The following is a 23,483-nucleotide window of genomic DNA, read 5'->3' on the forward strand; positions in this document are numbered from 1 at the left end:
CCCCCGCTCGACTTGCATGTGTTAAGCCTGCCGCCAGCGTTCAATCTGAGCCATGATCAAACTCTTCAGTTTAAAATCAATAGTACATATAGTGTACCAATCTTGGCTCATCAATTACTGACAAAAATTTGCTCAAATAAACTTCGAGTAATTTCTACCATCAATCAATGAAAATAATTTCGATCAATCAACCAGTAAAAATCCACACAAGTTGTTCTTCATAATCTCTTAATGATCTTCTTGCTACTTCGTCAGTAGCAAGCTAGGTCGGCTATATTACTCTCTATCTCTAGAAAGTCAACCAGTAATGAAAATTATTTTTAAACTTCCTTTCTAAAACCTAACTCAAGCATTTCATGCTAAGTTACTGTTTTATCAGAAGTTTTAATCTTCATCACCGCCGATGGATGTGCATTCTACAGCATTTCAGGACCGTTGCAACACCCTTTTCCATTTATTTTTAATTTTTCATTACGTTTGTTTATTTATTCTACTAAATCAGCGTTTTTTACTTAAAAAAGTGTTTTTAGCGTACAGAAAGCATGCAATATGCCAGAGGCACCCATAAGATAAACATTAAAACTGGCATAACACCGTGCACTTCTTCAGGTTTTCTATACAACCACTGAATAAATGGAATGGCGATACCAAATAATGTCGCCATCAATAGCACATCAACGAATCCACCTTTCAGCAGTAGCCAGACCAAAACTGGAACACTCATCAACAAGCCAATTATCAATAAAACACAGTATTCGTATTTCCTGAGCTGCCAAAGTGTGAACCCTTGAATGATCCAGAATCGCTCTGCAGATTCAAAATTTGATTTTAGGTCCATTTTGATCACGCCTAGATTGAATAAACTCAGTGCAATATAGACAGCACACATCAATTGGAATAATTGTGAAGCGGTGAAATCAAGGCTCATGATGTTCCAAGTATCCGCCTGTGTGGCGAACCAATACAAAATCACGACCGCTGTAACCGAAATACCGATACTGACAATACGGTGGGTTAGAAATCTTTTATGAAATGCCTGACGAATAATTAATTTATTCTGATTGAGCCAGAGTGGGCTATATTTCTGTATCACAAATACGTTAGGTACTTGCAGCTTTATTGGTTTTGATTTCCTACCGAGCAGCCAGAATTTTATTGCCGCTATACAGATGAATGTAGATAACAACACCGCAACGAGTTGAGCGTCCAATATCGCAAGGCTCAAAATGGGCGAATATGTCAAAAGACACACTAAAACCCAATATTGATTCTGTTGTAAAAACAGCATTTGTATAATTAATAAATTAAAGATCCAAAGTAGCATCAATACACTGATGCCAAGGGAAGCCAAGAGTTCATACTCAACCCAAACATATAGAAGCGCCAAAACAAATGGCAATAACATCAAAAAGCTTAAACTCCCTAAAAATTTGATTTCCACTGCAAAACGACTTTTAAGCGTGATGGGCAATAGCGCTAGATAGCGATACCCTTCCCCACCGCTCAAAGCTTTACGTTGTATCGCACACCAAAATACATTTAAGGCAAGAAAGCCTGTCCAAAGAAACAAATTCGTGATTAATGATTTGCAATAAACCAAATCAATAATAGGCTGCACTAATGATAAGAGCAGTCCGAATAACATTGGCCCGAGAATTAATGTGACTAAAATAAGTAAATGCTTTTGCCGTGCAACTGCGTCTGCTGTGGTCTTGACATAGTATGTCCATCGGTATTTCAAAAGCGTTTTTATAATTGTTCGCTGCCCAACATGTCTTTGTTTATTCATGCCGTCTGCTCATTGGACTTTAGCCGATCCAGCTCGATGATTTTTGCTGCAAGACTGTCTCTAAATACAGGATCATGGCAAGACAATAGAATCAATTTTGATTGGCTCTGCTGTAAAAGTATACTTGTTAATTCAGCCAAGGCATTTTGATCTAAGCCATTGCTCGGTTCATCCAAAATCAGTAAAGGTGCCGAAGTCATTAAGGCTGCAACCAATAAAAACTTTTTGGTTGTGCCAAAAGACATGTCAGCAAACGGCGTGGCTAAATAGTGTTCTAATTTAAATTTTTCAATGAAGATTTGATACTGCTCATGCGCTATCCCTCGAATATCACACATTAAATTCAGAAACTCCTGCCCTTGTAAAAAATCATAAATAGGGCTTTTATCTGGCACATAGGCCACAAGTTTCTTGTATTCATTGTTGTGAGGGGCATTTTGTTGATCATTAATCAAAATATTGCCTGCATCAAAATCCAACATCCCAGCAATCATCGCAAGTAAGGTGGACTTCCCTGCTCCATTCTCAGCAACAACAGCGACAATTCCGAATTCGCTTAACTCTAAATTTAAATTTGAAAATATACGTTTTCCCGCAAAAGATTTGGACAGTTGCTGCAAACTCAAAGAAACCATCATGATGTTCCTGATTTATTATCTTAAGTTATTGATTTATTATTAATCTATCTTCACATATCTTAGATCTGAATTAAATAGATTCTTTAATCGACAACTTTAATTTTTTCAGTGTTATTCACTATCTAAATACGCCAAAATCATCTTCGGCAATTCCACTTTAAGCTGCTGTTCTGTAATTAAAAAACTATTATTGCTCACATAGCGCATCATGGTAAATAAAGTACTGTTAATAATCACAAAAGAGCGATGTTTCAGCGTTTCAAAGTTCCAATGTGAATAATAACGATTAAATAAATACATCCCAACTTCAAAAAAATGCTTTTCCAAAACCTGAGAGGCATCTGAATGACTGTATTGATGCCAATGTTTTAAGATCTCAATGAAGAAGCCACGATCAGCTTTCAACATATCAAAGCCAAACTGAATACAAAGTGGGATCACCTCATAAATACTGTGCTGTTCTTGCTCCACGACTATATTTTTTAGTGCCAACCCCAATTGTTCTGATTTTCTGAGCAGTAATTCTTCTACGATTTGTTCTTTATTTTCAAAATATTGATAAATCGACCCAACGCTCACGCCAGATTTTTCCGCAATTTTGGGCGTCGTCAACTCCAGTAAGCCTTGTTCTGCAATACACAACTGCGCAGCTTGCAAAATGCTTTCCATAATCATTTTCGCGCGTTGTTGTTGTGGTCTTTTTCTCATTCTATTGCTCTCCAATGCGATAGTGTTATGCGAATTGAATGCGAATAAATATTCATATTAGTGTGGTATGCAACAATAACATTGAAGATCAAAACATGACCACTCACTTCAATACCCGACTGACTTCATTTCAGGCCACGCAGCAATCTAATCTGCTGAGTTTTCTGCTGTCTCATTTGACGGGTCAGGCTGCACAGCCGAATTACGCTCAATATCTTGCCCTCAATAAAGCTTTGCAATGTGGTGACCCACAGATGGAAAAAGTGCTCACGTGGATGATGCAGAACCCTAAGCAGCATCGTGAATATTTTGAAATCGCTTTATTTAAAGGCGTCGAGCAGCTTCCCTTTTCTATTCCCGAACTCGAACATTTTTTTAAGCATGTTGAACAAATACCGCCCTGGCTAGAGCCAGAAAAAATACAGCAAGCCCTTGAGTTCACCCATCGGCTAGGGATTAATAATGGCTTTATTTTGCGCGATCTTTCACTTATGGTCGGTTATCTCTTCCCCGGTTTCAATCAGCCGCTCATGCTGACCGGTGCTTTAAATAAACAAGCAGGTACACGTCTGGCTGAAACCACAAAATGGTGGGTAGATATCACTGAAGAACGCGGACTCGAACGTTTGTATGCGGGATTTACATCGACGATTTATGTGCGTTTTATTCATGCTGTGGTACGGCATCAACTCCAAAAAGGTAAAGACTGGGATTTTGCAACGTGGGGGGTGCCGATTAATCAATTTGACTTGGCGATGACCAATCTTGCCTTTAGCAGTGTGGTGCTTTTGGGCATTCGCGCTTTAGGGATTTTTCCATCAAAACAAGAGACTGAAAGCTTTTTGCACTTTTGGCGTTATGTGGGTTGGTTGATGAGTATTGATGACAAATGGTTAATTGAAAAAGAATCTGATGGTTGGAAACTGTTGTATTGGATGCAATTTGTACATCCTCAATCTGATGCAAGCAGTATGGCTCTCGGCGCCAGTCTCTCTAAAGAACCTTTTGAACGACAGTACAAATACCTCCGAGCACTTCAGCAAAAACTGGCTTATCGACAACATCTGGAGCTGACACAATTTTTTATTGGCAAAAAACGTATGCACAAATTAGGGCTCAAACCACAGTCCGCCGCATGGTTTGCCTATTATTTATTGGCTAGAAATCTTGTCCTGTATTCAGGCGCTAAGCATGCCCCAAGTTTAAATCAAAAATTACAGCAAAAAGGCCGTGCGATTCAAAAACTCGGTTTAGCACTGTATCAAAGTAAGGCCAAACAACTGGCCAGTATGCACCAATAAAAAAAGCAGAGCGATCACTCTGCTTTTTGGATGACAAATGTCCGGACTTAGAATTTCATCGAAATACGTGCCCAATAATTGCGACCGATATTATTAAACTGTTGATCAGTCGCTAAACCTGTCCCTGCATCACCCAGTTTATTTAGATGTTCGGTATAAGTTTTATTCAAGAGATTATCCACACCCACAGATACATCTACACCCTCATCAATATGATAAGTACCATTTAAAGACAGTGTGCCAAATCCTGCACTTTCTTTCAGGTCATAACCCACGATATTGCCTTGGTGCGCACTGATACGATTTTGCCCATCAACCACACGCCAGAATGCTCCCAAAGTATAATTATCTTGGATATAACGTAAGTTGATACGTGCTTCTAACGGTGAGATTTGTGGTAATGGCTTGCCATCTGTGGTGTTTTTACCCCACGCATACATTGCGCTGACATCGGCTTGAATATGATCGCTAAATTGATAGCCAATCCCTGCTTCAGCTCCCGCAATGGTGGCATCCACATTTCGGCTATGTGCTTCCATACCCTTCATCATTCCTGATCCAGACTTATAACTTGTTAAAATATAATCTCTCACTAAACCTGCATAAGCCGATACCCAGGAATTCAAAGCGCTATGTTCATGTTGATAACCCATATCTAACTGAAGCGTTTTTTCTGTATCAATATGATTGAATGTATTGTTATGACCATTTCCTGATTTTGGGCTGAATAATTCCCAATAATCTGGCATGCGCTCTACATAGCCTAGACCGATATAGGTTTTACCATTGTCATGTTCAGGGTGCTTATTTTCAAAACGAATAAAAGCACTTGGTAATGTTTCATTCAGCTCCGTGTTATAGCCACTCGCTTTCGAAGCGGCGCGCTCATCTTTCACTTGCACTTGATCGAGACGAAGTCCCGAAACCAACTTATTGTTGTCACTCAATTGATAACTGACTTCTCCAAAACCACCATATGACTGAAACTTCATATCGGGTTCACGTGCTTTGTCTTTATAGCTATTGCGCATCCCTTTGCGAATGCTATGTTCATTGTTCTGTGTGTCAATGCCTGTGACAAAGTCAATCTTATCCCATTCATGTGTCACAGCCATACGTGCATTTAATGTTCTGCGAGCAACATTCGATGCCATTGGCATATTCATCATGCCACTTGGTTGAAACTCACGTAAGCTGAAGTTATCCATGATATGATCATTAAAACTATAGTTGACCTGTGCTTCGATTTTTTTAATCACCTCTGTGACATTTTTTTTCTCGACACGAAGGCCTAAGCTTTCACGGGCAAATTGCGAACCATCCATTGAACGGCCTGCGTATACCGCCTCACCATCGGCTTTACCTCCAGTAAGTTCTACCCATGTATCTTCGTTTGGCGTCCAACCAAGAGCCAAATCTGTATTCCACCGCTCCCAGTCTGACGGCACAGTATTGCCATCTCCATCTTGGTAACTGTCTGCAACTGAACGGCTGGCATTTAGACGGACATATTTATGTTCATCGCCCACAGCCACCTCGACATTGTGATCTAAACGACCATAAGAACCGATCATCACACTGGCTTGACCACGGTAGTTTTTATCAGCATCGAACTGTTCAGGTTTGCGTTCAAACAAGACTGTTGCAGCAGAACCTGTATTGGCATATTGAACCGTTTGAGGTCCTTTAATCACTGAAATTCGGTCATAACTTTCAGGGGAAATATAAGACGTTGGTGCATCCATACGACTCGGACACGCCCCTAGATTTTCTGTGCCATCGGTCAAAATTTTAATGCGTGAACCAAACATGCCACGGAAGGTTGGATCTGCATTGGTTCCCCCATTTTTAATAGCACTAAAACCTACAATACTTTTTAAATAATCGGCCCCATCACTGGCAGGTATCGGTTGAATCGGCTGTTTGGGATTGGCACGAACAATCAGGCCATTGGCATCATTCCCCTGATGTGATGTCACCACAATCGGTGCCAAAGTCTGTACCGCATTGGTTTCCGTCATCTCTACGGACATCTCGTCAGCCATCACAGAAGTTGAATAGCAGGCAACACAAATTGCAGCCGCAAGAGGCTGTAGAAAAAATTTAGGCTGAGCCATGTTTATCTCACAAAATACATAAATAAAGGCGTACCTGAGTCCTCAACGACCCAAGTTAAAAAAAACGTCGGATTTATGCAGCGAGTGGTGGGGCTCGACCTTGCGGAAGTAAAAAGAGTTGTTGAAGAACAAACCAGACATGCTTGAAAGCTTTTTGAAAAGCAATTAAACGAACTTGAATTCGATCAAGCACTTCTTTTACATCAAGTTCAGGAGGCAAAACCAAATTGCCATAGACCGTACAATACTGACATTGATGACTGGCATCATGTTCATGGGCAGTATGATCGACTTGAACCTGCTCTGCGTGAGCGGAAGAGGAATGGTGTGAATGTGCGGTATGTTCAGCATGAACATTGGGAAGTAAAAGTGCACGCGTAATGGTTTCGCAGACCGGAGCAACTTGATATTGCTTGGGCAACAATGGCTGTAAAAAAACAGCAATCTGCAAAAAAACGGCTGCAAAGGACAGCAGCACTCCACTACGAAACAATACAAGCAAACCCTAACATTTGTCTGACCCAAGTATAACAAAGCCCAATCGAAATTGGGCTTGTCTCAGGTATTTTTTAACCGCGATCAATTAACGTTTAACTGCGACTTTATCTTTTTGACGTTGGCGAACCAATTTTTCCACTTTGTCACGTGCACGTTGACGTTTCAAAGGCGATAGATAGTCGACGAATAACTTACCATTTAAGTGATCCATTTCATGTTGGATACAAACTGCGAGAAGTCCGTCCGCTTCCACTTCAAATGATTGACCTTCAAGGTTAATTGCCTGAATTTTTACACGTGACGGGCGCTCAACTTTATCGTATATTTGAGGCACTGATAAACAGCCTTCTTCATAGGGCTGCGTCTCTTGCGTCAATGGCGTAATTTTGGGGTTAATAAACACCATGGGTTGATCTTTTTCTTCAGATAAATCCATGACTATCAGCTGAATATGGTGATCTACCTGTGTTGCTGCCAGGCCAATTCCCGGTGCTTCATACATAGTTTCAAACATGTCGGCTGCTAACTGACGAATTTCATCAGTAACTTCTTCGACTGGTTTTGCAATGGTACGAAGACGGGGATCGGGGAAACTTAAAATAGGTAATAAGGCCATACGACGTCCTCACTTATGCCATTGATCAAAAAACAAAATGAAGGAATGCTTCATCAAAAAATTGTGTGTAATATCGTTATTATAACGCAGTTACATACATAATTTTAGGAATTATGATAATGAAAAAGGTTTTGAAGGGCATGCCAACTTTTAGTGCCTTGGGGTTTAAAAAACAATTATTGGCGCTTACAGTCTGTGTAAGTGTGGGGATGGGAATGGTCAGTGTTGCAGAAGCTGCCCCTGCTCGTAACGTCAATCCACCATCATTGAAGGCAGGTGCGCCTCAAGTTTATGTGGTGAAAAAAGGCGATACGTTGTGGGATATTTCCAAGCGCTTCTTAAAAAATCCTGTGCGCTGGCCTGAAATCTGGGCGAGCAATAAACACGTGAAAAATCCGCACTGGATTTTCCCAGGTGACCGCCTACTCATGTGTACCTACAATGGCCGCCCAATCATCGGTAAAGATGAGGGTGATGGCTGTGAAGGTATTATTCGTCGCTATACAGGTGGCACTAAACTTCAACCACAAGTTCGTGTTGAATCCCTCAACAGTGCGATTCCGGTTATTCCATTGGAATATATTAAGCAATGGCTTGAGCGCAGCATGATTGTTGCCGCTGATTCTGTTGAAGGCACACCTTACATTTTAGGTACAGCTGATCAACGTGTATTGGCAGCCAAAGGCCAAACAGTTTATGCACGCGGCCAAGGCATGCAAGTCGGTCAACGATATGCTGTTTACCGTGAAGGCGAACCGTACATCTTTACCGATGCAAACGGCAAAAAATACAACGCAGGTTTAGAACTGACTCAAGTCGCTTCAGGTGTTGCCGTTCGTGGTGAAAATGACATTACCACTTTAGAACTGACCGATACTTATAATGCCGAAGTTCGTCGTGGCGATCGTGTTCTTCCTGAATATGACCCAATGCTGCCAACGCTGTTCTATCCAACCAATGCTGAAAATGTCACTGCTGGCGGTAGTATTGTTCGTGTCATGGGCTCGATTGGTACTGCAGCGGTTCACAGTGTTGTGACGATCGACCGTGGTAGCTTGCAAGGCGTTCAATCTGGTCAAGTCTTTAGCGTGAACCAAAAAGGTGAAATCGTGACTGATCCGAAAACCAAAGAACGTGTTCAACTTCCAGGACAACGTATTGGCAACATCATGGTATTCAAAACGTTTGATAACTTAAGCTATGCTTATGTACTTGAGAGCGAATTACCAATCAAAGTGGGTGCAACGATTCAGCCACCACTGATGGATGACTAAGACCAAATCCATAAAAATGAGGCTGTATTTCAGCCTCATTTTTTATTATCCAACAACGATATCACTGATCATTTTAAACCATAAAAAGAAGACATATTCAAAGGTCTCATTATGCTCAACTCATTGACTGACTTGCATTTAGATTACATTCGCCTATGGTTTGTGGTGCAACACTCACTTCGTAGTTTCTATAAAATTCAGCAGCACTATCCTGCCCTACACCACGCCCTTAAGCCTGATCAAATCACCATATGGCAAAAATTAGGACTGCATAAAAATCATTTACAGCGCTTTGAAGAATTTCATAGCCCAAGTGGACAGCTTAGTTTTGAAAAATGTCTCAAGGATATTGAACAATACAGTGACTTTGTACTGATTCCTGAAGACCTAAACTATCCACAACAGCTTTTACCTTATAGCGACAAGCCGCCCATTCTATTTGGACAAGGCAATGCCCAAGCCTTGATGCAACCACAGATTGCGATTGTAGGTAGTCGCAAACCCAGTCCCCAAGGTCGGCAAATTGCCTATGATTTTGCTTATTATCTAAGTGAGCAAGGGTTCTACATCAATAGCGGTTTAGCACAAGGAATTGATGAAGCGGCACATCGCGCTGCCATACAACACCACAGAACCATTGCCGTGATGGGTACAGGTTTAGATCAAACTTATCCGACCGCACATCAGCGTTTAAGACAAGAAATCATCCAACATGGGGGAACCGTAATCAGTGAGTTTCTTCCACACACTCCCCCCCTGCAACACCATTTTCCACATCGAAATCGTATCGTCAGTGGGCTCAGCCTTGGTGTCATCGTGGCGGAGGCGGCATTAAAAAGTGGTTCACTGATCACAGCTCAACGCGCTGCCGAACAAGGCAAATCTATTTTTGCCATCCCAGGCCATATTTATAGTGAGTCACATCAAGGTTGCCATCAACTCATACGCGAAGGTGCAATTTTGATTGATCATCCACAACAGGTCATTGAAGACTTGGCATTGGCTACACAATGGCAATCGCAGGCTGCCGAAACCTTAACAACCACCGAAATAGAGACACCCAAAACAGCAACACCAGACACCCCTCCACCCGAACCTATACCAGAACATTTAATTGCGCTGTATCGGCAGCTTGATTGGGTCGGCCAAAGCCTTGATCAATTGTCCATTCAACTCAAAATTGATACCGCGACATTGACCAGTCAACTGATGGAATTAGAGTTAATCGGCTATGCCACACAACAAGCCGGACACTACTTACGTTGTCGAATGGGTAAATTAGGTTCACAATAGTCCTTTGTCGAATCAGATAAGGTCTATAGAAATGATTACCACCTCTGTTGCAGAAGCAGCTTCCTGTCTTAAAAAAGGTCAGGTTCTCGCATATCCTACAGAGGCTGTTTGGGGATTGGGCTGTGATCCCTACAATGAGCAAGCCTTTCTCGAAATTTTGCGCTTAAAACAACGTCCCATTGAAAAAGGGGTGATTTTATTGGCTGCCAATGTCGCTCAAGTTGAACACCTGCTCCAAGGATTAACAGAAGATATGCGTCAGCAAGTCATTGCGACATGGACCAACCGTAAACCCAATGAGCGTGCAACCACATGGTTATTACCAGCTGGTGACCATATTCCAACATGGATTAAAGGCAATCATCCAAAAGTCGCAGTCCGTGTGACTACCCACTCTTTATGTGTGGCTTTATGCCAAGCTTTTAATGGCTTTATTGTGTCTACCAGTGCCAATCCTGCGGGATTAACCCCTGCACGTTCCTTACAAGAAGCCAATCAGTATTTTGCTAATGAACTAAATTACTTAAATGGTGATCTCGGCCTAAGCCAAGAACCAAGCAAAATTATTGATGCTGAAACAGGTGAAATCATCCGCGCATAAGCTCGGATGCCTGTCTATACCTGCCTTTTAGAAAATACAAACAAAAAAAAGCTCAGCCATATAGGGATGGCTGAGCATAAAAAAGGATGTGTATAAAATCACATCCAGAGGGTCTTGCAATCTCTGGGTAAATATCAAGTAATTATTTAGAACTACTTCATCATCTACGATGAAAGTATTATGTAATATTTTTTTAAATTTAACAAATATATTTTTTATATAAATAAAACTACTGATAAGCACTTTATTTCTGATTTTATAACTACTTAGTCAAAATATGTATCTATTTTTGATTGATTTTTAAGACGAGAATTTATTTTTTTAATTCAGTTTTACACTCAAAAAACCATTTTCAAAAGATTTGCTCTATAAAAAATAAGTTTGTTTGCCTGTTTTTTAATCAAAAATTCTCATAAATTTTCAACTTTTTACTAGATTTACTTACGCTGTGCCAAGATCACCCCAGTAATCGCCATCACTGTGCCAACGGTATGATAAATCATCCACTGCTCAGCCAACCAGAAATAGGCAATAATCGCGGTAAATACCGGCATCAAATTCATAAAAATACTGGTGCGATTCGGGCCGAGATGTTGTACAGCCAACATCCATACCAACGGTGCAATCAATGATGGAAAAATTGCCGCATAAAATACACTTGGCGCATTGGCAGGATTAATCGCGTCTATGCCTAAATACAATACGAATGGCAAGTGATATAAAACGGCAAAGAAAATTTGTACATATAAGCTCAACAGTAGCGGAAGTTTCAATTGCCATTTTTTTAAAAACACCCCATAAAAGGCATAAAAGAACACTGCGAAAATCATGAGGATATCGCCGAAATGTCCGCCCATATTCAGTAATTGACTGAAATCTCCTTGCGCAATGACAAACAATAGCCCCGTAAATGAAATCGCACAGCCTAGGATGGCATAGCGGTTGGGCACATCTTTAATTAAGAAAAATGCAACGGCAATCGTAAACACAGGGATAAAGGCATTGATGATGCCCATATTGGTCGCAGTCGTATAATGCGCAGCGGTATAGCCCAAGCCTTGATATAACACCATGCCAAAAGCACTCAGCACAGCCAATTGCTGCCAATGCTGCCCGATAAGCTGTCTTTGCTGCCAAACGGTTTTGAGCATAAATGGGGTCAGGATCAAAAATGCAATAAACCATCGATAAAAACTGATACTGACTGGTGAAATATAATCAGTCACATAGCGGGTGACGGTAATATTTAACGACCATATAAATACTGCGATTAGAGGCAAACAAATTGCAAATTTCGCCCAACGCGTTTGAAGCAACATGTCTGACTCCTCAAGATATTGTGCAAATATTGGTCTAGGTATTTTGAGTGATGTCTGTTTTAATTGAAATACATGATTTCAGACATTTATATTGTAGTTCAGACATCGACTCTTAGGCTTATATGGCATCAGCACCGATTGAACAACAGATCGAGCTTTTTGAAGCGCACTACACCACATTAGATGCGGTCTATCCGCACAGTTGTCTTTGGGGTGATTTTAATTTTTGTCTCGATGGTATTTTCGAGTATGAGATACAAGGACAACACCATCTCTCACCTGCCAGTTATGGGGTGTGGATTCCCCCACATACAGAACATTGCTCGGTCGCGATTGATGAGCAACCTATTCATTATGTGGCAGTCCGACTGGCAGCAGATCTCTGCATAGATTTCCCCAAGCAGACTGAAGTGTTTAGCATCCAGCCTTTCTTTCGTTTGTTGGTGCAAGAAATTTTGACCTTTTCTACAGAGCAACATACCACACCACCCTATCGACACCTGCTACAGGTCTTATTCGACCAGTTAAAAGCAGCGCCCAAACATCAACATTATTTACCGCAAAGCCATGATGCAGTGTTAAAGCCGATCTTGGTGCAGCTTGCAGATGTAGATCATTTTAGCTTGAGCCTACAGCGATGCTTAGCCAATGTGGGTTTGAGTGAGCGTCAGTTACTGCGGCTGAGTCAGCACGAACTACAAATGAGCCTTTCTGAATGGCGAAACCGTGCCAAAATTATTTATGCCATTCAACAACTCCGCGCTGGTCAGTCTATTAAAGCTCTCAGCTATGAATTGGGTTATCAACACAGCTCAAGCTTTATTGAGTTTTTTAAACGCTATACAGGAAAAACCCCAAACCAACACCGTGCCACTAGTTAAATGCCAAGCACTCAAGCAAGCCTCAGCTCGAATTCTGCAAACTACTACAAAAATTATGCGAAAAGCCTATCGATAAAAGCTTGCTGTTCACCAGATTTCCCTTTAAAACAAGGATGAAAGGCACAACTTCAATTAGGAACGAATATGTCAGCTTCAGTTTACGATATCCCGGTAAAAACCATCCAAGGTGATGACACCACACTCAATCAATACCAAGGCAAGGTTTTATTATTGGTCAATGTGGCCTCTAAATGTGGGCTAACACCGCAATATGAAGGCCTAGAAAAACTCTATACAGAGAAGAAATCACAAGGTTTTGAAGTCTTAGGTTTTCCTGCCAATAACTTTTTAGAACAAGAACCTGGTTCTGAAGCTGAAATTCAAGAATTTTGCTCAATCAACTACAAGGTTGATTTCCCACTTTTTGCAAAAATTTCTGTGGCAGGCGCGGATAAACACCCACTTTATCAAACCTTAACCCAAGCCATCCCTGAACGCATTGGTGAAGGCCCATGGTGGGATGATTTAGTTGAATACGGTTTAACTCCAAATCCTAAGCCTGAAGTTTTATGGAATTTTGAAAAATTCCTCGTGAATAAACAAGGCGACGTTGTGGCACGATTTGCACCTGACATCAAGGCAGATGATGCACGTATTGTCGATGCTATCAACGCTGAATTAGCCAAATAATTCGACAATGTTTCAATCTCTCAGTTAAGATTATTATGATTTTAACTGAGATTTATCATTTTAAAATACGAAAGCTCAACAGCACAGTAAACAAAACACACCGTTAAAAAACCAAATCCTGAACAAGAAAAAAGTCGTAAATCCTTCACATGATTGACGTTCTGGACAAAAAGTACCTTCTAAATACCGTGGTCATAGCTACAAGGTAGACCACAACAAATACAAAAACCTGTCTAAACCAGGTAAAAACCAACAATGGATTAAAGTGAGTGGCGACTACATTTTAATGAATGCCGTCAGCCACGCCATTATCAAAATCATTGCGGGTTAAACCCACCAAAACATCAAAAGAGGGCAAATGCCCTCTTTTTTTTGTTCAAGCGATTATTTTGTTATTGCTTTGCAACAATCTATTTTTAATCCACATTCTGCCCCTATATTCAAAGCATAGACTTAACACATAGTGATGATTGAATGAAAAAGCTCGTGCAGAATGCCCTTCTCCCTTTTGCCATTTTTAGTGGTGTTTTGGTGCTGATCGGTTGTGACCCTGCAACAGCACCTGAGCAAGACATTCAAACTACCACTGAAGAAGTTGAATTATCCAATACGGCTTCCTCTGAGCATCATGAAGCAACTGAAACAGAATCAGCGGCTCAGCAACAAAATCTAAAAAGCGGCAATATGTTTTACATTGTCCGTGATGTCGCCGACATGCAATTGAAAGCGGGCAGCTATGTTGAGCAATTGAAACAAACCCAAAGCGATATTGAAACGGCAGTCAATAGCCAAGACCCGATTCAACTACAAAAAGCAGCCGATCAGCTGCAACAACAATTGAAAGGTTTTAATCAGGCACTCAGTGGACTGAACCTAAAAAGTACTGAAATCAATGATATTCGCAGCAATTTACAAGCTGCCAATCAGCAAGTTTTGGCTTCACCCTTTTTAAATGGTCAAATGGATTTAACTCAAGTCGATATTCAGAAAATTAAAAATCAAATGGGTAATATCCAACTGGAGATGGTTAAACTTGCCAGCATGATCATTTCAGATCATTCAGCTCAAGAAAAAACATCAGAAAGCTAATTTTCTCTTAGCTCTAAACATGCAAGACAGACCTTTCAATCATACTGAATCGGTCTGTCTTGATTTTGCTCTATGTTATGTTGCCTGTGGGATTTTGCATTAAAGCCGCATATCAATCACGATACGGCCATCAATTTTACCTTTTTCCATACGATCAAAAATATCGTTGATATTTTCGAGCGGTTCAACATGAATATGTGCTCTGACTTTACCGCGCGCAGCGATATCTAGTGCTTCTTTTAAATCCAGACGTGTCCCAACAATTGAACCACGTACCGTAATTCCCTCCAGCACCATATTAAAGATCGACAAGTCAAAAGTTCCGGGTGGCAAACCATTTAAGACCATGGTACCTCCACGACGGACAATGGCAACAGCCTGCTCAAAGGCCTTCGGAGAAACCGCCGTCACCAAGACACCATGACAGCCTTCACCCGTTGCCTGCAACACTGCTTCTTTTACATCGGTTTTTAAGGCATTAATGCCGACATCGGCACCGAGATTTTTGGCCAATTCAAGTTTTGAGTCATCAACATCAATCGCTACGACATTAAAGCCCATTGTTTTGGCATATTGCACTGCCACATGACCTAGACCACCAATACCGGAAATGGCGACCCAATCCCCAGTTTTGGCCTCGGTCATTTTCAATCCTTTATAAACAGTGACACCAGCACATAGAATAGGTGAGATTTCTAATAGATCGACACCTTCAGGAATCACACCGACGTAATCACCATCTGCTAAGCAATATTCTGCAAAGCTGCCGTTGACTGAATAGCCTGAGTTCTGTTGTTGTTTACATAAGGTTTCCCAGCCCGCATAGCAATGATCACAATGCCCACACGCTGAATATAACCAAGGAATCCCGACGATATCACCAACTTTTAAATGTTCAATTCCTTCACCAATTTCAACTACTTCACCGACACCTTCATGTCCAGGGATAAAAGGTAAGGTTGGCTGAACAGGCCAATCGCCATGCATGGCATGTAAGTCGGTATGACAGACACCTGTCGCGATAATTTTGACCAAGACTTTGCCCGGCGTGACTTTAGGAATTTCGACTTGTTGTATTTGTAGTGGTTGATTAAATGCAGTCACTACGGCTGCTTTCATTGTTGCCATATTTATTCTCTCCATCTTATAAGTGTTGAGATTATTTTTTAAACAACCTAGCTCTACTATAGAGGAAGAATAAATTGGTCGGCGTGATGAATTTGTAAGCAATTCTCTCGGTTTGCTACTTCTTGTGATTCAGTACCTGATGATCGGTTGATCGACCACACATCACAAAGTGCCATGCTGTAAATTCACAATATTTTTTAATCTAAAACTTCCCACATAGTGTTAAGAACCGATATTCAAACATTTGAAACGCATAGAATTTTTAAGCATAGAAAATCTCCCAACCAGAAAATAAACAACTGCCTCTTTTTCCTATTTTAAGATTGAGCAAATTCAAAGGTATTACAGTTTTTATCTTGTCCAAGTGCGCGCTGAACATCTTGTTTAAAGCGTGCTTGGGCAAAGGTATATTGCTTCGGCAAAAATAAGGTAATACGTGTCGTCTGTGGATCTAAACTTTCGACCAACATTTTATGCAAATACGCCCCATGTTCAGTCCGTGCCATCAATGTCCCCTGCTCCAAATGCTCTTCTAAACGATTGTCGGTATAGACGTAGCGATTGTTCGCAGTAAACGCAACACAGTGATTATAGGCTTGTCGCAGATTTCGAAAGGCGGTCAAATATGGGATCTCAAGCTCCGTACTGATGCCATTATCAACCGATTCAGCGACTAGTGCAGCTTCAGTCGGAAGATTGGGTGTCGTGACGTATTGGCTTTGGCATGCAGCGAGCAAACCACAACAGAGACACAGCGATAAACTGGTAAAAAATTTGAGCATACAGACCTATGTAAATTGTTCTTATTCATTTTGCAGCGATTGTAGCAAAACTGCGTTGCTGATTTAATACTCTATTATTCATTCCATGCTTTCATTGCAGACACCATGCAGCTGATTATTTTTACAGGCGTTCAAGCCTCTGGCAAATCCACCTTTTACATGTTGAATTTATATCATAGCCATTTACGTATTAATTTGGATATGTTGAAAACCCGACATCGGGAAAATATGATCTTTGAAGCTGGTTTGGCATCCAAAACGAAAATGGTGATTGATAATACCAACCCAGATCGGGAAGCTCGTGCTCGCTATATCCAACGTGCAATTGATGCAGGTTTTGAGGTGATTGCTTATTATTTTGAAACCGATTTGGACAGTACCTTAAAACGCAACAGTTTTCGTGAAGGCAAAGCCCATATTCCAGAAGTTGGCGTGCGTGCTACTTATCGCAAACTTCAAGTTCCATCACAGGATGAAGGCTTTGATCTAATTTTTAAAATTAAAATTATCAGTCACGGCGAGTTTTCAATTTTACCCATGCATGAATAACAACCATTAACCTGCTTTTTGGCTATCTTGCCATTTTTTAAAAGCCGATTGCATGGCCTGACGTTCATATGGTTTCACTAAACGACTTTCTAATGAAGCAAAATCACCTTTATAGGCAGCAGCAACCATCGATTTTGCCAGTTCTTGAATACTCACGCGCCCACGGTGTTCATATTGTTGAACTTCTTCATGGGTGAGTTCAACATCCCAACATGACACTACAGAACTGAGATCAACCGCAATGCTCAAGTAATATTGATCAAAGTCTTGATAAAGTTCCCAAAAATGCGGCTCATAGGCGATAAGGTTCATGGTGCAATGCTAGCTGATTGAATTTAATCACTATAAAGATTGTATTGAATAAAATATATTCAACTTTAGATTGATCAGTTTTTCAAAGAATTTAGGGATAAAAAAACCACCCTTTCGGGTGGCTCTTTCAATCTCAAACTGCGTCTTATTGAGCGCGGTTTTTGATTTTGCGGATGGTTTCCAACTGAGCAGCAGTTTCTGCAAGAGCAGCCAAAGCAGCAGCTGAGTCCAAGTCGCTCTTTTGATTTGCTAACAACTGTTCAGCTTGTTTACGAGCTTCAATAATTGCTGCTTCATCAAGGTTGTCAGCACGTACTGCAGTATCTGCAAGTACAGTAACAACGTGCGGTTGAACTTCTAGTACACCACCTGATACATAGATTAATTCTTCTGTACCATTTTCAAGCAGAACGCGGATTGCGCCCGGCTTGAGCAAAGTTACTAGTGGCGCATGGCCAGGCATAATACCCAACTCACCACCAGCACCTTTAGCAATTAGCATAGTTACAGTGCCAGAGTACAAAGACTCTTTAACACTTACAACGTCACATTGCATAGTTGACATGAGAATCTCCTAAATTAGGTAACTAATTAAAGTTTCTCAGCTTTAGCAATAACTTCGTCAATACCACCAACCATGTAGAACGCTTGTTCTGGAATGTGGTCGTATTCACCAGCTAGAAGACCTTTAAAGCCACGAATTGTTTCTTTAAGCGGTACAAGTTTACCAGGAGCACCAGTAAACACTTCAGCTACGTGGAACGGTTGAGAGAAGAAACGTTGGATCTTACGTGCACGGTATACAGTAAGTTTGTCTTCTTCAGCCAATTCGTCCATACCAAGAATCGCGATGATGTCTTTCAATTCTTTGTAACGTTGAAGAACGTTTTGAACTGAACGAGCGATTTCGTAATGCTCAGTACCCACTACAAGTGGATCTAACTGACGTGAAGTAGAGTCAAGTGGATCGATCGCTGGGTAAATACCAGAAGATGCGATGTCACGGCTCAATACAACAGTCGCGTCCAAGTGAGCGAAGGTAGTAGCAGGCGATGGATCTGTTAAGTCATCGGCAGGTACGTATACCGCTTGGATTGACGTAATAGAACCAGACTTAGTAGACGTAATACGTTCTTGAAGAACACCCATCTCTTCTGCAAGAGTCGGTTGGTAACCTACTGCAGATGGCATACGACCTAGAAGTGCTGATACTTCAGTACCCGCTAGTGTATAACGATAGATGTTGTCGACGAACAATAGAACGTCACGGCCTTTACCGTTTTCGTCTTTTTCGTCACGGAAGTACTCAGCCATAGTCAAACCAGTCAACGCTACGCGTAAACGGTTACCTGGTGGCTCATTCATCTGACCGTAGACCATTGCTACTTTGTCTAGAACGTTAGAGTCTTTCATTTCGTGATAGAAGTCGTTACCTTCACGAGTACGTTCACCAACACCAGCAAACACAGATAAACCTGAGTGAGCTTTCGCGATGTTGTTGATCAACTCCATCATGTTTACAGTTTTACCAACACCGGCACCACCGAACAGACCAACTTTACCACCTTTAGCGAACGGGCAAAGTAAGTCAATGACTTTAATACCAGTTTCTAAAAGGTCAGTAGAAGCCGCTTGTTCTGCATAAGAAGGCGCTTGACGGTGAATTGGTAAACGAGCTTCAGTACCAACAGGACCAGCTTCATCGATCGGGCGACCAAGAACGTCCATGATACGACCTAAACATGCAGTACCTACAGGTACAGAGATAGGCGCGCCAGTGTTAGTTACAGTAAGACCACGCTTAAGGCCTTCAGTAGAACCCATTGCAATAGTACGAACTACGCCATCACCAAGTTGCTGCTGAACTTCTAATGTAGTTTCAGTACCATCAACATGGAGAGCGTCATAGATCTTAGGAACGCTGTTACGTTCAAACTCGACGTCGATAACCGCGCCGATGATCTGAATGATACGACCGCTACTCATTGCTGTCTCCTCAATTCAAACTAATAATGTTAAACGGCAGCGGCACCACCAACGATCTCAGAGATTTCCTGAGTAATCGCGGCTTGACGCAGCTTGTTATAAATAAGTTGTAGGCTCTTGATCAATTCACCCGCGTTATCAGTTGCAGCTTTCATTGCAACCATACGAGCAGACTGTTCACATGCGATGTTTTCAATCACACCTTGATAAACCATAGACTCAATGTAACGAACCAATAAACCATTTAAAAGCTCTTCAGCTTCTGGTTCATAGATATAGTCCCAACCGTATTGACGGTTTAGACCTTCGCTTTCCTCAGCAGCTGCTAAAGGAACAAGCTGTTCGATTTTTTGGTTTTGAGTCATGGCGTTGACAAAGCCGTTTGACACTAGATAAATACGATCTAACTCGCCTTTATCAAACGCGTCTAACATCACCTGTACAGAACCAGTTAACTGTTCAAGACTCGGAGCATCACCTACGTTTGTAGTTGCACCAAGAACTTTACCGCCGTAGTTTTTAAAAAACGAAACCGCTTTTTGACCAATTAAAGCAAATTGAACTTCAATTGACTGCTCTTGTTGCTGTTGTACGTGTTTTACCACTTTTTTGAACAAGTTAATGTTCAAACCACCAGCAAGGCCACGATCTGAAGAAACAATGATATAGCCAACGCGCTTTACAGGACGTTCAACCATATAACGGTGTTTGTATTCAGGGTTCGCTTGTACCAAATGAGCAATTACACGGTGCATATTTTCGGCATACGGACGGCCTTGAGCCATGCGCTCTTGCGCACGACGCATCTTAGAAGCTGCTACCATCTGCATCGCGCGAGTAATTTTCTGCGTGCTTTTGATACTAGCTACTTTGGCGCGAATTTCTTTTAAATTTGCCATACGCTTAACCTAGTATTCGAAAGCCCTTTCGAGCTTCCGAAGGTTGATCCGTGAACCAAACCAAAACCAGATTCAACACAGTTGAATCTTAGTAAGTTTGAGTCGCTTTAAAGCTTTCAATACCTGCTTTGATTGCTGCTTCGATTTCTTTATCGTAAGCACCAGTCTCGTCAATTTTTTGCATTAACGCAGCATTTTCTGAACGGAAGTAAGAGATCAACGCAGCATCAAATGCAACGATTTTCTTCACTTCTACGTCAGCCATGTAGCCTTCGTTAGATGCATAAATTGAAACAGCTTGGTCAGCAATTGAGTATGGAGCATATTGTTTTTGCTTCATAAGCTCAGTTACACGTTGACCATGTTCAAGCTGTTTACGAGTTGCTTCGTCAAGGTCAGAAGCGAACTGAGCAAACGCAGCTAATTCACGGTATTGCGCAAGAGCGGTACGGATACCACCTGACAATTTTTTGATGATCTTAGTTTGAGCAGAACCACCAACACGTGATACAGAGATACCCGCGTTCACAGCAGGACGAATACCTGCGTTGAATAATGATGTTTCTAAGAAGATCTGACCGTCAGTAATCGAAATTACGTTTGTAGGTACGAATGCAGATACGTCACCGGCTTGAGTTTCAATAATCGGTAATGCAGTTAATGAACCAGTTTGGCCTTTAACTTCACCGTTAGTGAATTTCTCAACGTAGTCAGCAGATACACGTGAAGCACGTTCAAGTAAACGTGAGTGTAGATAGAATACGTCACCAGGATATGCTTCACGACCTGGTGGACGACGTAGAAGCAATGAAATTTGACGGTAAGCAACAGCTTGTTTAGACAAGTCATCATAAATGATAAGCGCGTCTTCACCGCGGTCACGGAAGTACTCACCCATTGTACAACCAGCATACGGAGCAAGATACTGCATCGCTGCAGGATCAGCTGCAGCAGCTGCTACAACAGTTGTGTACGCCATAGCGCCAGTTTCTTCTAGCTTGCGCACAACGTTAGCGATAGTCGATTGTTTTTGACCAATTGCTACGTATACACATTTAATGCCAGAATTTTTCTGAGCGATGATCGCATCGATCGCCATAGCTGTTTTACCAGTTTGACGGTCACCGATGATCAACTCACGTTGACCACGACCAACAGGGATCATTGTATCTACTGATTTATAACCAGTTTGTACAGGTTGATCCACTGATTGACGCCAAATTACGCCTGGTGCTACTTTTTCAACAGCATCAGTAAGTTTTGCGTCAATAGGGCCTTTACCATCAATTGGGTTACCAAGAGCATCTACTACACGGCCTAAAAGTTCTGGACCAACCGGAACTTCTAATACACGACCTGTGCAACGAGCTTTTTGACCTTCTTGAAGGCTTAAGTAGTTACCTAAGACAACGGCACCCACTGAATCCTGTTCTAGGTTCAGTGCCATACCAAATAAGCCGCCGTCGAATTCGATCATTTCACCGTACATTGCATCAGCAAGGCCGTGAATGCGCACAATACCGTCGGAAACCATAACAATGGTCCCTTCGTTCTTAGCGGTCGCGCTGGTGTCCAGATCGCCGATACGCTGTTTAATGAGCGCACTGATCTCGGATGGATTCAGTTGTTGCATTGCGCTATACCTCAATCTTTTTAAAGTTCAGTCTTCGAGCTGTTAAGCAAGAAGACGAGTCCGCATTTTTTCAAGCTTGTTAAGCGCAGAATCATCTATCACTTGGTCGCCTGCACGAATAACTACACCCGCGATTAACGCTGGGTTAACTTCTACAGAAACATTTACGGCAGCTTCGAATTTTTTCTCTAATGCATGCGCAAGTAATTGTTCTTGTACAGAAGTCAATGGGAATGCAGATTCAATCACTACATCCACAGTATTGTTATTCTGTGATTTGAGCTGTTCGTATTCTTCTGAAATTTCAGGAAGAAGTGCCAGACGGTCATTATCGGCAAGCAATGTCAAAAAGTTTGACACTGCTGCTGTCTGGTCTTCACCTAAAACTTTTGCGAAAACACTTACCTGCTCAGCAGGAGTAAGCTCAGGGCGATTTAGATAAGCTGAAAATGCTTCGTCTTGCACCGCAGCACTGAGCAAATTCAATGCATTTGACCAAGCGTCAGTTGCATTTTGCTCAGAAGCGTAAGCAAATGCTGCTTTAGCGTATGGGCGTGCCAACGTCAAGAGTTCAGCCATAATCCGCCTCTCTTAAAGTTTAGCAGCCAGCTGAGTCAGCATGGCATTGTGAGCTTCTGCGTCAACTTGCTGGTTCAGAATTTTTTCTGCGCCAGTAACTGCAAGAGCAGCAACTTGTTGACGTAATTCTTCGCGAGCAGCATTGATTTCAGTATCAACAGCTTCTTTAGCTTGTTGACGAATACGCTCACCTTCAGCCGCAGCTTGAGTACGCGCTTCTTCTACCAATTGCGCACCACGACGGTTCGCTTGTTCGATCAATTGAGCCGCTTGTGCTTTAGCCGCGTCTAATTCAGCTTTCACTTGTGCTTGCGCATCCGCAAGGTCAGCTTTTGCTTTTTCAGCAGCGTTTAAGCCATCAGCGATTTTACGCTGACGCTCACTAATCGCATTGATTAGTGGTGGCCATACAAACTTCATGCAGAATGCGACAAAAATCGCAAATGCAATCGCTTGGCCAATCAATGTGAGGTTGATATTCATTGCTATTCCTCAATAGTTTAATTTAGGAATTAAGCTGATTAACCTACAAATGGATTAGCGAAGATGAAGAACAAGCCAATACCAACACCGATCATAGGCACAGCATCAAGAAGACCTGCGATTAAGAACATACGAGTTTGAAGTTGTGGAGCCAATTCTGGTTGACGAGCAACAGCTTCTAAGAAACGGCCGCCTAGAAGACCAAAACCAATCGCAGTACCTAAAGCACCAAAAGCGATCAAGATAGCAGATGCAATTGCAACTAGACCTAAAGTGAGTTCCATGATAATTCCTCAGAGGTTAGGTTTATACCAAATT

At 41.7% G+C, this 23,483-nt stretch carries 25 protein-coding genes, 1 rRNA gene and 1 pseudogene; 9 read left to right on the forward strand and 18 right to left on the reverse strand.

From position 1 onward, the window contains the following. From FTU12_RS16355 to FTU12_RS10945, 4 genes are all read right to left on the reverse strand, one after another. Nucleotides 1-72: ribosomal RNA gene (locus FTU12_RS16355) — 16S ribosomal RNA — on the reverse strand; the annotation flags it as partial. A gap of 454 nt (nucleotides 73-526) precedes the next feature. Beyond that, nucleotides 527-1,789, reverse strand: coding sequence for a hypothetical protein (locus FTU12_RS10935; protein ID WP_180114356.1), 1,263 nt, complete (start codon nucleotides 1,787-1,789; stop codon nucleotides 527-529). Beyond that, nucleotides 1,786-2,427, reverse strand: a complete 642-nt coding sequence (locus tag FTU12_RS10940; protein ID WP_180114357.1) for an ABC transporter ATP-binding protein — start codon at nucleotides 2,425-2,427, stop codon at nucleotides 1,786-1,788. The genes FTU12_RS10935 and FTU12_RS10940 overlap by 4 nt, the downstream gene beginning before the upstream one ends. Before the next feature lie 111 nt (nucleotides 2,428-2,538). Continuing rightward, nucleotides 2,539-3,135 carry a TetR/AcrR family transcriptional regulator gene (locus FTU12_RS10945; protein ID WP_180114358.1) on the reverse strand — a complete coding sequence of 199 codons (597 nt, stop codon included), beginning with the start codon at nucleotides 3,133-3,135 and terminating at the stop codon, nucleotides 2,539-2,541. A gap of 95 nt (nucleotides 3,136-3,230) precedes the next feature. On the opposite strand from FTU12_RS10945, the gene FTU12_RS10950 reads away from it, so the two are divergent. Further along, nucleotides 3,231-4,436 carry an oxygenase MpaB family protein gene (locus FTU12_RS10950; protein WP_180114359.1) on the forward strand — a complete coding sequence of 402 codons (1,206 nt, stop codon included), beginning with the start codon at nucleotides 3,231-3,233 and terminating at the stop codon, nucleotides 4,434-4,436. A gap of 47 nt (nucleotides 4,437-4,483) precedes the next feature. Here the strand turns inward: FTU12_RS10950 and FTU12_RS10955 are convergent, their stop codons facing one another. The 3 genes from FTU12_RS10955 to def form a co-directional block, all read right to left on the reverse strand. Next, complete coding sequence (locus FTU12_RS10955; protein ID WP_180114360.1) at nucleotides 4,484-6,553, reverse strand: TonB-dependent copper receptor; 2,070 nt, start codon at nucleotides 6,551-6,553, stop codon at nucleotides 4,484-4,486. Nucleotides 6,554-6,626: 73 nt separating this feature from the next. Beyond that, nucleotides 6,627-7,046 (reverse strand): DUF2946 family protein, encoded by a 420-nt coding sequence (locus FTU12_RS10960; protein ID WP_180026133.1) that lies wholly within the window; start codon nucleotides 7,044-7,046, stop codon nucleotides 6,627-6,629. A gap of 90 nt (nucleotides 7,047-7,136) precedes the next feature. Beyond that, nucleotides 7,137-7,667, reverse strand: a complete 531-nt coding sequence (gene def, locus FTU12_RS10965) for a peptide deformylase (protein WP_078191459.1) — start codon at nucleotides 7,665-7,667, stop codon at nucleotides 7,137-7,139. A gap of 119 nt (nucleotides 7,668-7,786) precedes the next feature. Here def and FTU12_RS10970 point away from each other — a divergent pair, with 119 nt between their 5' ends. The 3 genes from FTU12_RS10970 to FTU12_RS10980 all read left to right on the forward strand — a co-directional run bounded on the left by FTU12_RS10970 (nucleotide 7,787) and on the right by FTU12_RS10980 (nucleotide 10,835). Beyond that, the gene (locus FTU12_RS10970; protein WP_078191460.1) at nucleotides 7,787-8,941 is read left to right on the forward strand and encodes a LysM peptidoglycan-binding domain-containing protein; all 1,155 of its coding nucleotides are present in this window, start codon (nucleotides 7,787-7,789) and stop codon (nucleotides 8,939-8,941) included. 111 nt (nucleotides 8,942-9,052) lie between these two features. Beyond that, nucleotides 9,053-10,234: a DNA-processing protein DprA gene (gene dprA, locus FTU12_RS10975; protein ID WP_180114361.1), complete on the forward strand. Its 1,182-nt coding sequence runs from the start codon at nucleotides 9,053-9,055 to the stop codon at nucleotides 10,232-10,234. Nucleotides 10,235-10,265: 31 nt separating this feature from the next. Continuing rightward, nucleotides 10,266-10,835, forward strand: a complete 570-nt coding sequence (locus tag FTU12_RS10980; protein ID WP_111885874.1) for an L-threonylcarbamoyladenylate synthase — start codon at nucleotides 10,266-10,268, stop codon at nucleotides 10,833-10,835. Between the two features lie 437 nt (nucleotides 10,836-11,272). On the opposite strand, the gene FTU12_RS10985 is transcribed toward FTU12_RS10980, so the two are convergent. Beyond that, nucleotides 11,273-12,154, reverse strand: a complete 882-nt coding sequence (locus tag FTU12_RS10985; protein ID WP_180114362.1) for a DMT family transporter — start codon at nucleotides 12,152-12,154, stop codon at nucleotides 11,273-11,275. Between the two features lie 122 nt (nucleotides 12,155-12,276). Between FTU12_RS10985 and FTU12_RS10990 the strand changes: the two genes are divergently transcribed. The 4 genes and pseudogenes from FTU12_RS10990 to FTU12_RS11005 all read left to right on the forward strand — a co-directional run bounded on the left by FTU12_RS10990 (nucleotide 12,277) and on the right by FTU12_RS11005 (nucleotide 14,814). Next, nucleotides 12,277-13,035, forward strand: coding sequence for a helix-turn-helix transcriptional regulator (locus FTU12_RS10990; RefSeq protein WP_180114363.1), 759 nt, complete (start codon nucleotides 12,277-12,279; stop codon nucleotides 13,033-13,035). Between the two features lie 144 nt (nucleotides 13,036-13,179). Next, nucleotides 13,180-13,725 carry a glutathione peroxidase gene (locus FTU12_RS10995; RefSeq protein ID WP_180026136.1) on the forward strand — a complete coding sequence of 182 codons (546 nt, stop codon included), beginning with the start codon at nucleotides 13,180-13,182 and terminating at the stop codon, nucleotides 13,723-13,725. Between the two features lie 175 nt (nucleotides 13,726-13,900). Continuing rightward, nucleotides 13,901-14,056: pseudogene (locus tag FTU12_RS11000) on the forward strand (RcnB family protein); the annotation flags it as partial. A 143-nt stretch (nucleotides 14,057-14,199) separates the two neighbouring features. Then, on the forward strand, nucleotides 14,200-14,814 hold the full coding sequence (locus tag FTU12_RS11005) for a hypothetical protein (protein ID WP_180022166.1): 615 nt from the start codon (nucleotides 14,200-14,202) through the stop codon (nucleotides 14,812-14,814). Between the two features lie 99 nt (nucleotides 14,815-14,913). On the opposite strand, the gene adhP is transcribed toward FTU12_RS11005, so the two are convergent. Then, nucleotides 14,914-15,942 (reverse strand): alcohol dehydrogenase AdhP, encoded by a 1,029-nt coding sequence (gene adhP, locus FTU12_RS11010; RefSeq protein ID WP_180022167.1) that lies wholly within the window; start codon nucleotides 15,940-15,942, stop codon nucleotides 14,914-14,916. Between the two features lie 317 nt (nucleotides 15,943-16,259). After that, the gene (locus tag FTU12_RS11015; RefSeq protein WP_180114364.1) at nucleotides 16,260-16,724 is read right to left on the reverse strand and encodes a hypothetical protein; all 465 of its coding nucleotides are present in this window, start codon (nucleotides 16,722-16,724) and stop codon (nucleotides 16,260-16,262) included. A 105-nt stretch (nucleotides 16,725-16,829) separates the two neighbouring features. On the opposite strand from FTU12_RS11015, the gene FTU12_RS11020 reads away from it, so the two are divergent. Beyond that, nucleotides 16,830-17,273 carry an AAA family ATPase gene (locus tag FTU12_RS11020; protein WP_180010757.1) on the forward strand — a complete coding sequence of 148 codons (444 nt, stop codon included), beginning with the start codon at nucleotides 16,830-16,832 and terminating at the stop codon, nucleotides 17,271-17,273. A 6-nt stretch (nucleotides 17,274-17,279) separates the two neighbouring features. On the opposite strand, the gene FTU12_RS11025 is transcribed toward FTU12_RS11020, so the two are convergent. From FTU12_RS11025 to atpE, 8 genes are all read right to left on the reverse strand, one after another. Further along, complete coding sequence (locus FTU12_RS11025) at nucleotides 17,280-17,585, reverse strand: hypothetical protein (RefSeq protein WP_168378803.1); 306 nt, start codon at nucleotides 17,583-17,585, stop codon at nucleotides 17,280-17,282. A gap of 145 nt (nucleotides 17,586-17,730) precedes the next feature. Next, on the reverse strand, nucleotides 17,731-18,150 hold the full coding sequence (locus tag FTU12_RS11030) for a F0F1 ATP synthase subunit epsilon (protein ID WP_078191472.1): 420 nt from the start codon (nucleotides 18,148-18,150) through the stop codon (nucleotides 17,731-17,733). Between the two features lie 26 nt (nucleotides 18,151-18,176). After that, the gene (gene atpD, locus FTU12_RS11035; protein WP_078191473.1) at nucleotides 18,177-19,571 is read right to left on the reverse strand and encodes a F0F1 ATP synthase subunit beta; all 1,395 of its coding nucleotides are present in this window, start codon (nucleotides 19,569-19,571) and stop codon (nucleotides 18,177-18,179) included. Nucleotides 19,572-19,600: 29 nt separating this feature from the next. Next, nucleotides 19,601-20,470 (reverse strand): F0F1 ATP synthase subunit gamma, encoded by an 870-nt coding sequence (gene atpG, locus FTU12_RS11040; RefSeq protein WP_078191474.1) that lies wholly within the window; start codon nucleotides 20,468-20,470, stop codon nucleotides 19,601-19,603. A gap of 88 nt (nucleotides 20,471-20,558) precedes the next feature. Further along, nucleotides 20,559-22,103: a F0F1 ATP synthase subunit alpha gene (gene atpA / locus FTU12_RS11045; protein ID WP_078191475.1), complete on the reverse strand. Its 1,545-nt coding sequence runs from the start codon at nucleotides 22,101-22,103 to the stop codon at nucleotides 20,559-20,561. A 42-nt stretch (nucleotides 22,104-22,145) separates the two neighbouring features. After that, nucleotides 22,146-22,682 carry a F0F1 ATP synthase subunit delta gene (locus FTU12_RS11050; protein ID WP_078191476.1) on the reverse strand — a complete coding sequence of 179 codons (537 nt, stop codon included), beginning with the start codon at nucleotides 22,680-22,682 and terminating at the stop codon, nucleotides 22,146-22,148. Between the two features lie 12 nt (nucleotides 22,683-22,694). Beyond that, on the reverse strand, nucleotides 22,695-23,165 hold the full coding sequence (locus tag FTU12_RS11055) for a F0F1 ATP synthase subunit B (RefSeq protein ID WP_078191477.1): 471 nt from the start codon (nucleotides 23,163-23,165) through the stop codon (nucleotides 22,695-22,697). Between the two features lie 38 nt (nucleotides 23,166-23,203). Then, entirely contained in the window at nucleotides 23,204-23,449 is a 246-nt protein-coding gene (atpE, locus tag FTU12_RS11060; protein WP_000424060.1) for a F0F1 ATP synthase subunit C, read from the reverse strand. Nucleotides 23,450-23,483: the final 34 nt, after the last annotated feature.

The sequence above is a fragment of the Acinetobacter sp. YH12063 genome (genome assembly GCF_013419715.1).
In the GTDB taxonomy this organism is placed as follows: Bacteria; Pseudomonadota; Gammaproteobacteria; order Pseudomonadales; family Moraxellaceae; genus Acinetobacter; species Acinetobacter amyesii.

Bases quoted from the DNA above. Each gene is read 5' to 3' on its own strand.
- FTU12_RS10940 (WP_180114357.1), bottom strand. From the start codon at position 2,427: ATGATGGTTTCTTTGAGTTTGCAGCAACTGTCCAAATCTTTTGCGGGA.
- FTU12_RS10970 (WP_078191460.1), top strand. From the start codon at position 7,787: ATGAAAAAGGTTTTGAAGGGCATGCCAACTTTTAGTGCCTTGGGGTTT.
- FTU12_RS10935 (WP_180114356.1), bottom strand. From the start codon at position 1,789: ATGAATAAACAAAGACATGTTGGGCAGCGAACAATTATAAAAACGCTT.
- FTU12_RS11015 (WP_180114364.1), bottom strand. From the start codon at position 16,724: ATGCTCAAATTTTTTACCAGTTTATCGCTGTGTCTCTGTTGTGGTTTG.
- FTU12_RS10990 (WP_180114363.1), top strand. From the start codon at position 12,277: ATGGCATCAGCACCGATTGAACAACAGATCGAGCTTTTTGAAGCGCAC.
- FTU12_RS10995 (WP_180026136.1), top strand. From the start codon at position 13,180: ATGTCAGCTTCAGTTTACGATATCCCGGTAAAAACCATCCAAGGTGAT.
- adhP (WP_180022167.1), bottom strand. From the start codon at position 15,942: ATGGCAACAATGAAAGCAGCCGTAGTGACTGCATTTAATCAACCACTA.
- FTU12_RS10945 (WP_180114358.1), bottom strand. From the start codon at position 3,135: ATGAGAAAAAGACCACAACAACAACGCGCGAAAATGATTATGGAAAGC.
- FTU12_RS10985 (WP_180114362.1), bottom strand. From the start codon at position 12,154: ATGTTGCTTCAAACGCGTTGGGCGAAATTTGCAATTTGTTTGCCTCTA.
- FTU12_RS11030 (WP_078191472.1), bottom strand. From the start codon at position 18,150: ATGTCAACTATGCAATGTGACGTTGTAAGTGTTAAAGAGTCTTTGTAC.
- atpA (WP_078191475.1), bottom strand. From the start codon at position 22,103: ATGCAACAACTGAATCCATCCGAGATCAGTGCGCTCATTAAACAGCGT.
- def (WP_078191459.1), bottom strand. From the start codon at position 7,667: ATGGCCTTATTACCTATTTTAAGTTTCCCCGATCCCCGTCTTCGTACC.
- atpG (WP_078191474.1), bottom strand. From the start codon at position 20,470: ATGGCAAATTTAAAAGAAATTCGCGCCAAAGTAGCTAGTATCAAAAGC.
- FTU12_RS10980 (WP_111885874.1), top strand. From the start codon at position 10,266: ATGATTACCACCTCTGTTGCAGAAGCAGCTTCCTGTCTTAAAAAAGGT.
- FTU12_RS11005 (WP_180022166.1), top strand. From the start codon at position 14,200: ATGAAAAAGCTCGTGCAGAATGCCCTTCTCCCTTTTGCCATTTTTAGT.
- FTU12_RS11055 (WP_078191477.1), bottom strand. From the start codon at position 23,165: ATGAATATCAACCTCACATTGATTGGCCAAGCGATTGCATTTGCGATT.
- FTU12_RS10955 (WP_180114360.1), bottom strand. From the start codon at position 6,553: ATGGCTCAGCCTAAATTTTTTCTACAGCCTCTTGCGGCTGCAATTTGT.
- FTU12_RS11020 (WP_180010757.1), top strand. From the start codon at position 16,830: ATGCAGCTGATTATTTTTACAGGCGTTCAAGCCTCTGGCAAATCCACC.
- atpE (WP_000424060.1), bottom strand. From the start codon at position 23,449: ATGGAACTCACTTTAGGTCTAGTTGCAATTGCATCTGCTATCTTGATC.
- FTU12_RS11025 (WP_168378803.1), bottom strand. From the start codon at position 17,585: ATGAACCTTATCGCCTATGAGCCGCATTTTTGGGAACTTTATCAAGAC.
- FTU12_RS11050 (WP_078191476.1), bottom strand. From the start codon at position 22,682: ATGGCTGAACTCTTGACGTTGGCACGCCCATACGCTAAAGCAGCATTT.
- atpD (WP_078191473.1), bottom strand. From the start codon at position 19,571: ATGAGTAGCGGTCGTATCATTCAGATCATCGGCGCGGTTATCGACGTC.
- dprA (WP_180114361.1), top strand. From the start codon at position 9,053: ATGCTCAACTCATTGACTGACTTGCATTTAGATTACATTCGCCTATGG.
- FTU12_RS10950 (WP_180114359.1), top strand. From the start codon at position 3,231: ATGACCACTCACTTCAATACCCGACTGACTTCATTTCAGGCCACGCAG.